This is a genomic window from Bifidobacterium [indicum] DSM 20214 = LMG 11587 (assembly GCF_000706765.1).
Lineage (GTDB): Bacteria > Actinomycetota > Actinomycetes > Actinomycetales > Bifidobacteriaceae > Bombiscardovia > Bombiscardovia coryneformis.
Genome location: NZ_CP006018.1, coordinates 1,725,924 through 1,734,546 on the forward strand (window position 1 = coordinate 1,725,924; position 8,623 = coordinate 1,734,546).

Genomic DNA, 8,623 nt, shown 5'->3' on the forward strand with positions numbered 1-8,623 from the left:
GTGGAGCCGACCAGCCTGCACGGGTAAATTACCGTTACCCTCATGTCTTCGTTGCAGGCACCTTTGCCATCATTGATACGAAGCTGGGGCGCTGACCCAACCGGTCAGAGCCCCAGCTCATTCTTTATTCCCTACCTTCTGTCTGCCTTAAGGGGTGCGGCAGCCAGCCGGCTATCCAGCATCTCCGTTCGCCCCGTCAGACCCAGCCATCTGCCTTGTCGGATGGGCCCGTGCCGTTCTGCCCACCATCAAGCAGCATGGTGAGGATGCGATCCATGTCTTCAGGGGAAGAGAAGACGATCTCGATCCTTCCATGCTTCTTCGTTCCCTTGATGGCAACCTTGGTATCGAATCTGCTTTCCAGGTTCTGTCTAACCGGGCTGTCGCTCCAAATATCCGGCCGGGACTTCCTGGCCTTCTGCTTGACCTGGCCGGTTTTCAGCGCCACCAACTCCTCGGTGGAACGCACCGATAGACCCTCCGCGATGATCTTATTGGCCAACGCGTTCATATCATCTTCAGTGGGCAACGTCAGCAGGGCTCGAGCGTGCCCGGCCGAAAGAACTCCGGAGCTGACCTTTTTTTGAACGCTGGGCGGTAACTTCAGAAGTCGCAGGGTGTTGGTTATCTGCGGCCTCGACTTGGAGACCGACTTTGACAGCCCTTCCTGGGTCAGACCAAATTCATCAATCATCTGCTGATAGGCCGCCGCCTCTTCCAGCGGGTTCAGGGCAACCCGGTGAAGGTTCTCCAGCAAGGCATCCCTGAGCATAGCGTCATCAGCGGTGGTTTTGACAATAGCCGGGATGGTTTCCAGACCAGCCAGCTGGGTGGCCCTCCACCGCCGCTCTCCCATGATGATTTCATAGGCAGGATCCTGGTTTTCCGACCCGGCGGTCTTGCCAGCAAGCGCCCCTGTCTTCTTCTCGACGGGCTGATCCACCGACTTTTCGGAAGCTGAGGCCTTATAGGGTTCTTGACTACCACCCTTGGCAATCTTCCTGACAACAATAGGCTGCAGGACACCGACCTCTTGTATGGAGCGAGAGAGCTCCAACAACTCGTCTTCATCGAAGATATGCCTGGGCTGCTGGGCATTGGGGCCGATTTCGTCAGTCCTCAACTCCATGAGATATCCGCCTTGGACCGGCTTCAGATCATGGTCGGATACTGCATCCCGAACAGCTTTGCCGGACTCAACAGCTTTTTCCCGTGCAGGACGGGTTGCCGAGTGCGCGAGGCTCTTCTGGCTTTCATCCCCTGCCTCGGATGCAGACGACAGTTCCCGATATGTTTCACGTGAAACACCGGTCACTGTAGAGCCAAAGAACAGATCGCTTGGATGTTTCAGACTGTCCAAATCCGGCATCTTGGAGATGCTCTTCCGTCTGCCGGACGCAGAGGTTCTACGTGAAACACTCTTCGGCTTTGCGGTACCAGTTGGAGACTCCTGCCTGGTCTGTGCGCCTTCTGCACCAGCAGAGTCCCCCGCCCCCGAGGTGCTGCTCTTGGCCTTCTTTGCACTTGTTTTGCCCTGTGCCTGGGAAGTGCGAGTAATTTTGTCTTTACTACCGGACTTGCCGTCCGTCTTGGTCGTAGAGGCAGGGGATTTGCGACTTGATTTCTTCGCGCCTGATCCCGCCGAAGCCTTTGCGGTGCTTGACTTTGTACTTGACGACCCGCTACTCGAAGCCTTGGTTCCGGCAGAGGCCGAGGCAACAGAATCCGCTGTCGTTGGTTTGGCGCCAACCCGCTTTCGGGCACCGGAATGCGCAGGAGCCGATTTTGCCTGACTGGCTTCCTGAGCTGCTGAATCCTCCGAACCAGTGGCCTGATCCGAAGAGTCCTCACCAGGAAGTGCGGGGAATAAGGCCCCCAGGCCCTTACCTAAACGTGACCGGCTTGCCATGCTCTTCACTCCCCTTGCTTCCTCTTGGTGATGCGCTCCAAAACCTGCTCTGATCTCGACGCTATTTCCAAAGCAGCTTCTTCGTATGAAATTGCTCCTGCTCCCCGCGGATCATATGTGATGACACTCTGCTGGAAACTCGGAGCCTCAGAAATCTTGACTGACCTGGGAATGGTGGTATTCAGCACAATCTCGGGATAGTGCTCACGCACCTCGTCGAAGACCTCCTTGCTGAGCAGGGTCCGCTTGTCATACATGGTAAGGAGCATGGTCGAGATGACCAGATACGGATTGTATGACTGCTGAACCAGCCCTATGGTGTGCAAGAGCTGCTGCAACCCCTCCAAGGCGTAGTACTCAGCCTGTACTGGAATCAGCACCTCGTTCACCGAGCACATCGCGTTTAAAACCAGAAGTCCGAGGCTCGGAGGGCAGTCAATAAAGATGTAGTCGTAGTGCTTCTTACTCCCCTTGAGGAACTTCGCCAATGCGTTCTTAAGAAGGTGATTGCGCTCGGGCAGTTCCGCCACCTCAAGTTCGGCACCGCTCAAGTCAATGGAGGAAGGCACAACCTCAAGAGTCTCGAAACCGGGTGATGCAACCTTGACCTCTTCGATGCCGTATCGGCCCTCCAACACGTCATAGGTGGAGGGGACGCCGCTTTCGTGAGGTACCCCGAGTGCCGTGGAGGCGTTCCCCTGAGGGTCCATATCTATAACCAGGACCTGGGACCCTAATGAGGCAAAGGCCGCAGCCAGATTGACGGTCGTGGTTGTTTTCCCCACTCCCCCCTTCTGATTGGCCACAGCTATAAACCGCGTCTGAGGAGGTTGCGGGACGGTGACCTTCTGCAGTGCCTGATACCTGGCATTGAGATCGGCCATCTCGGCTCCCGCGGAGGAGCCCGACCCGTCGGAGAAGATCTTTGTAAGAATATCGGAGGCGGTTTCAATACCCTCAGATCCGGGTTCGCTCCGCTGCCCGGTATCCGAGGTTACTTGAGAACCCGGTTCCCTCTTTTTCGATTCAGACACCAATCGTTCCTCCTTATACTTCACACAATTTTCCCGTTCCTCATGGACATGTGTATTGTCCACAGTTGTGCACAGTCGTTGTGTATAACTGTGGATAAGTGTGGACAGGTTTCCGCCCTCTTGATGTATCACTTATTTCTGATTGTCGAATCAAATCCGTTGAAATAAGGTGGTTCTTTAGACCGCAAATCACTCTTCTTGAGATCCGTTTCATCGGTTGTGGATAAGTTTCAAAGGTCCCCCAAATTGTGCATAACTGCTCTTGAGTTTCTGCTCTCCACTTTTCACCCACTGCGCCAGTGAGAATATTCGGTCTTCTTCTAACTCTAAGCTCTCTGAGGTTCTGCAGCCCGCAAATCTTGTACAGCACCCTGAAACTGATTTTCTTGCATATCTCTGAAGAGTACGTTTCACGTGAAACATGTTTTTGGCAACTTCGCTCACTCGACAGCTGAGACTTCAAATAGTCGAGCGCTCCTCAGTCTTTAGCACGGGCAAATAAAATTACCACTTTAGTTGTGCATAAACAAACCACCTTAAACAGGTCCGTTTATAGGAACTCCGCTACCATGTCGCCTCAGCATGTTTCAGATTGCGGGTGAGATCACGAACATCTTCTATCCAACTATGTCTGCTGTTCGTTCCTACCTTGATTGACTTGCTTCTAAGTGAACAGTGGGCAACTGTTACATCCTCCATCTCCTACCTCTCTAATGAGACTGTTTCACGTGAAACATCGACAGCCTAACTGCTCCAGCCCCCGCATTACGGTTACCAGTTCACCGAAGAGCGCTGGACCATAGAGAAACTCGCTTCCCTAGTAAAAGGGTGTTCACCGAAGGCAGACTTGTCTTATGCAACAGAGTGCGCCTGACCTCATTTGCCCTAGTCCCACTAACGGAATCTAACGGGTTTATAAACTGAATCGAGAAGCTCATCTTCGCTCTGCCAGTGCACCGAAAGCCAAATATCAGAGCTCAGCCATCCTTAACAACCACTCCAAGAGGTCGGTTCACTGTTTCTCGAAGAAACACCAGAGGTCTCCAAAGCCCAAGCAAGGAACTGCATGTTTCACGTGAAACAAATGGCCCGGGGAAGCTAATCAGTAATCGAGTGTTATGCAGTCTACAAGCAGTCTAGTAGTCCATAAGACTCTGCAAGACAGTTTCTTCAGAAGGTAGGGCTCTGGCCATCTATCTCGTACACATTATTCCTTGAAGTCTTATCACGAGGACAGTGTCGGGAGCAGTAATCACACTTCAGCTGCTCTGTAGCCACACTGTTGTTCGGAGAACAGCAGGTCCTAATCATATATGATGCGGCTTGCCTCCAGTGCTTATTAGATATGTACCGCTCACTCCACCGATCGTAAACCAAAATGGGAGCAGACAATTACTGCAGCAGCGCAATGCAGATTGAACGTCTATAGCGGGATTGTTTCACGTGAAACATCGAAGCAGTCCCATTAGAGCAGTTACGCCAAGACTAATCTATAGAACTGATCTACGGCTAAGCGCTCACCAGCAAGGAACTCCAAGCGATCCGGCTCCACAAACTACACGCTTGTAATTTCCAGGAACTCTACTCACTCACACCTTATCGACGAGAACCACATGGGTTTCTTCAAGACCCGGACCAACAGGTGCTTCACAGACCCGGGGATTCATCCCACGATTCTTCTTTATCTCTTTGGCGGCCTTGTCTATTTCAGCCTCTGCCGACCTACCCTTCAGTGCTATAAGCCGGCCGCCTGCATGAAGCAGGGGCAGGGTCCAGCTAGTCAGTTTGGTCATGGGTGCAACAGCGCGGCAGGTCACCATATCATATGGCGCTTGAGAAGAATCTCCGACAATCTCGGACTCATTCGCTCCTCTTTCGGAGCCCCGACGATTAGAGCCGCCCATGCCCGAGTTCTGATGACGGGGATGATTCTCTACACGACGCACTTTCCGGCGACCTGACTTATCCACCTTCTTGGAAGAAGGCATGACCTCCTCGGCACGTTTCCGAATCACAGTCACGTTCTCCAGGTTCATCTCGTCAATGACTTCACCAAGCCAGAGAACCCGACGCTCCATGGGCTCAATGAGGGTCACATCGCAGCTGGGCATGCAGGCGGCGAGCACAATCCCGGGGAATCCTCCACCTGAACCAACATCCGCGATTCTTGGTCCGATTCCTTCAGCCAAGGCCTCCTTAACAAAGGGAACAATGGCCGCAGAGTTGAGGATATGACGTTCCCAGATGATTCCCTGATCGCGCGGACCTATGATTCCGCGCTCTACACCCTCACGGGCTAGCTTCTCATGGAAGACCTTCAGAGGAGCCAGAGCATCACCCAACACCTGAGCCAGGACCTGATTCCCTTCCAGAACATCGGTCTGGGGCAGATCCATGCCCGCAGAGGCTCCATTCCCTGCATCCTTAATCATGCTGTATTCTTCCCAACCTCATAGACCTGCTCCAACAAGCCGGCATCTCACAACAATCCCAATATCAATGCAGGAGAGAACCAGGGACGCTCACGCACCAGCGTCCCTGGTCATGCAAGCCCTACTCTTTGGAGTCGAAATCCCCATCAACCTCATCGACCTGGTCAGGGGTATCGAATGTCTCAGGGACGGGCTTGTCGTCGTCCTGATGACCTGCAGCCTTGATGTATACGGAAACGTAACGGTGTGGCTCCTCGCCATGAGACCGGGACTTGAGCCCCTCCTCACGAACCATGTCGTGAACGATTTTGCGCTCAAAGGAGTTCATCGGCGGCATATCAACCTGCTCACCGGTTTCACGGACCTCATCGATGGCATCGAGGGCCCGCTCACGCAGGAGCGACCTCTTCTTCTGCAGGAAGCCATCCACGTCGACGATCAGATGCGACCGCTCCCCCGTCTTCTGCTGCACTGCAAGACGCGTCAGCTGTTGGAGGGCATCCACAACCTCGCCATCATGCCCAATCAGATGCTTGATATCTTCGTCATCATCAGCCACAATCTGCACAGTCGGGCGATGGTTCCGAACTCCCATCTCGATATCACCTTCGTAATCGGCGATATCCAAGAGACCTTCCAAATAGTCGGCGGCAATATCCGCTTCCTCATTGAGCTGGTCGATCGTCTTTTCCTGCTCCTGAGACATTCATAATCTCCTTACACGCGTTTACATTCGTCCGATGACTGGTCGGGCCACTTCTTCAATCGCCATAGAACGAGTGTCCAATACCGAGGATACACGGTCGGGACGATTGCAAACCACCATTCATCTGGTGATTCACCACTTCGAATCAATGACCTTTACGCTTGCGGCGGGGCTGAGTGCGCTGGTGGGATACACCCTTGTTCTTGCGGGCTTCCTCCTCGGCCTTCTTGGCCTCAATCAGCTCTTCCTCTTCCAGAGATGGCAGGCCCTGATGACTACGGCGGGCGTTCTCCCGACGGTGATCGCGCTCCTCCTTCTCCTCAGCTGCAGGAGACCCGGGAGTGGGCATGTGCCGCACCTGGAAGAGGGTCCGTCCCAGATTCCAGAGGTTATTGGTCAACCAGTAGATCAGCACGGCGAAGGGGAAATAGATGCCGGAGAAGATGTACATGACCGGGAAGATAAAGGCCATCATCTGCTGCATCTTGTACTGCTGGCCCTGCATGGCAGAGCGCGGCATGTTCTTACGGACGTTGTGGAACTGCGAGTAGAACATGGCCAGACACATCAGAATGATGAAAACGACGATGACGATGCGGCCGGCTCCCTGGGCCGACGTGAAGTTGTCGGATATCTTCAGGCCGAAGAAGGTGGTGTCCTCGAACTCCTTGGCCACATCGACGTTGAAGGCGCCCAGTGGCTTGCGTACCCCCCGGGCAATGAAGGGGACCGCAGAGAGCACATAGAACATGGTCATGAAGACCGGGCCCTGGACCAGCATGGGAAGGCAGGATCCTGCAGGATTGACGTGGTGGTCCTGGTACAGCTTCATGGTCTCGCGACTCATGGCTTCACGGCTGGCCGGATCATTCTTGTTCTTGTACTTGTTCTGGATCTTCATCAATTTGGGCTGGATGGCCTGCATACGCTGCATGGATCTGAGCTGCTTGATGAAGAGCGGCAGGACGCAGATATTGACCACGATCACCAGGAGAACCACAGACAGGGCCCAGGCCAGCCCCGGCCCGTCGGGCAGACCGATAAGGGTCAGGAACTTGTGGCAGAAGTACATGATGTAGGTCATCAGCCACTCAATGGGGTACAGAATCTTATAGAAGAAGCCGTATATGCCCGTATCGAAAGTAAAGGTTTGCGTGTTCTGGAACATTGTCAGGCCGTCTCCTTGTCCGAGACCATAGGCGTCAGTCTTGGTTCTTCATGGGCCTTGGACCATGAGAATCGATAGAAGGGTGAATACCGTTGTGGCACATCATCGATGCCCCCGCTGTTGAAGGGGGTACACCGCAAAAGACGCAGAAGGGCCAGGAGGGACCCCCTCAGGGCGCCGAAACGCCCGACTGCGGTCAGGGCGTACTGGGAACAGGTCGGGTAGTACAGGCAACGTGGCGGTGACAGCGGTGACAGGTGTCTCTGGTACCAGCGGATGGCACCCTCAAGCACACCGGTCGGAGACAGCGTCACGCCACACCTGCCTCTCCGGTTTCATTCGTCAAGTGGTCAGCTCTTCCCGCACCCCCGGGAACCGACCGACCTCCACCAACCCTCAAGGTCAGATCACGGAAAAGACGGTCCATCTGCTGATCCAAGTCCTGGAAAGGCACATCGGCCGCACCGGGCTTTGCCCGGATGACCAGGTCACAGCAAGATGGGAGGAGACCCTCCTTGGCGCGGGCCAGTTGGCGGAACCGCCGCTTTACCTTGTTTCTGGTTACGGCATTGCCCACGCTCTTGGATACGGCAAGACCCATGCGACGACGGTCTTGAACCAGCTCGTCACAGGCTGCTTGATCGCCCCGAGCAGGAGGTGAGGTAACCGCCACAGAATCAGGTATCAGATAATGGATGACCAGATCATGACTGCTGACTCGCCTACGCCGTCTGAGCACCGTGGTGAAATCGCGGTGGCTTTTCAGCCGTTCCACCGTCTGCGGGAGGTCGAGTCCGACTCAGGCAGAGAGGGACTTGCGACCCTTGGCCCGACGACGGTTGATCAGGGCGCGGCCCGAGCGGGTACGCATGCGGGCGCGGAATCCGTGCTTCATGTGGCGACGGCGGTTGTTGGGCTGGAATGTCCTCTTCATGATTAATCGCTCCTGGTTGTAGTCATACTCGAGTACGGCTCGTCATGAGTCAAGCTATACTACGGTACACATCAGGCGGGACCGAGTCAAAACAAAATGGTCCCGAGTTCGACACATTTGCCCCTTCCTCGAGGAACCTCTTGAGTCACATTCAGGCGAAGGTCGAAATGGAAGAAAACCTGAGACGACTTTTCCCGGCCATCAGCTTTTGGATTCGTGCCCTCCAGGCTGGTGAAATCCCCGTAAACAGAGGGGAATCAAGCATCGGACTTATCCACAAATTACATCACTGTTATTCACATTCGACCATGGAACAACACGCGAGCCTGTGGATAACCTCCTTACAAGGGTGTAACAATGGTCTACTGTCTATCCGTAAGGACGCCACTGAGCACACGCGATGCATCGGGAACGGCCTGGACGTATGAGAGGAGTTGGAG

Annotated in this window: 8 protein-coding genes; all 8 read right to left on the reverse strand. The window is 54.4% G+C overall.

What is annotated here, in order from left to right; all coding sequences use genetic code 11:
* Positions 1-196: 196 nt before the first annotated feature.
* Positions 197-1,558: a ParB/RepB/Spo0J family partition protein gene (locus BINDI_RS07385; RefSeq protein ID WP_241449163.1), complete on the reverse strand. Its 1,362-nt coding sequence runs from the start codon at positions 1,556-1,558 to the stop codon at positions 197-199.
* Positions 1,559-1,914: 356 nt separating this feature from the next.
* On the reverse strand, positions 1,915-2,862 hold the full coding sequence (locus BINDI_RS06975) for a ParA family protein (RefSeq protein WP_033491234.1): 948 nt from the start codon (positions 2,860-2,862) through the stop codon (positions 1,915-1,917).
* 1,670 nt (positions 2,863-4,532) lie between these two features.
* Positions 4,533-5,375, reverse strand: coding sequence for a 16S rRNA (guanine(527)-N(7))-methyltransferase RsmG (locus tag BINDI_RS06980; RefSeq protein WP_237742944.1), 843 nt, complete (start codon positions 5,373-5,375; stop codon positions 4,533-4,535).
* Between the two features lie 121 nt (positions 5,376-5,496).
* On the reverse strand, positions 5,497-6,081 hold the full coding sequence (locus BINDI_RS06985) for a Jag family protein (RefSeq protein ID WP_033491035.1): 585 nt from the start codon (positions 6,079-6,081) through the stop codon (positions 5,497-5,499).
* A gap of 145 nt (positions 6,082-6,226) precedes the next feature.
* Positions 6,227-7,249 carry a membrane protein insertase YidC gene (gene yidC / locus BINDI_RS06990; protein ID WP_033491034.1) on the reverse strand — a complete coding sequence of 341 codons (1,023 nt, stop codon included), beginning with the start codon at positions 7,247-7,249 and terminating at the stop codon, positions 6,227-6,229.
* A 2-nt stretch (positions 7,250-7,251) separates the two neighbouring features.
* Entirely contained in the window at positions 7,252-7,563 is a 312-nt protein-coding gene (gene yidD / locus BINDI_RS06995; RefSeq protein ID WP_052108982.1) for a membrane protein insertion efficiency factor YidD, read from the reverse strand.
* On the reverse strand, positions 7,560-8,024 hold the full coding sequence (gene rnpA, locus BINDI_RS07000) for a ribonuclease P protein component (protein ID WP_081830847.1): 465 nt from the start codon (positions 8,022-8,024) through the stop codon (positions 7,560-7,562). Before rnpA ends, yidD begins: the two co-directional genes overlap by 4 nt.
* Before the next feature lie 24 nt (positions 8,025-8,048).
* Positions 8,049-8,183 (reverse strand): 50S ribosomal protein L34, encoded by a 135-nt coding sequence (gene rpmH, locus BINDI_RS07005; protein WP_033491033.1) that lies wholly within the window; start codon positions 8,181-8,183, stop codon positions 8,049-8,051.
* Positions 8,184-8,623: the final 440 nt, after the last annotated feature.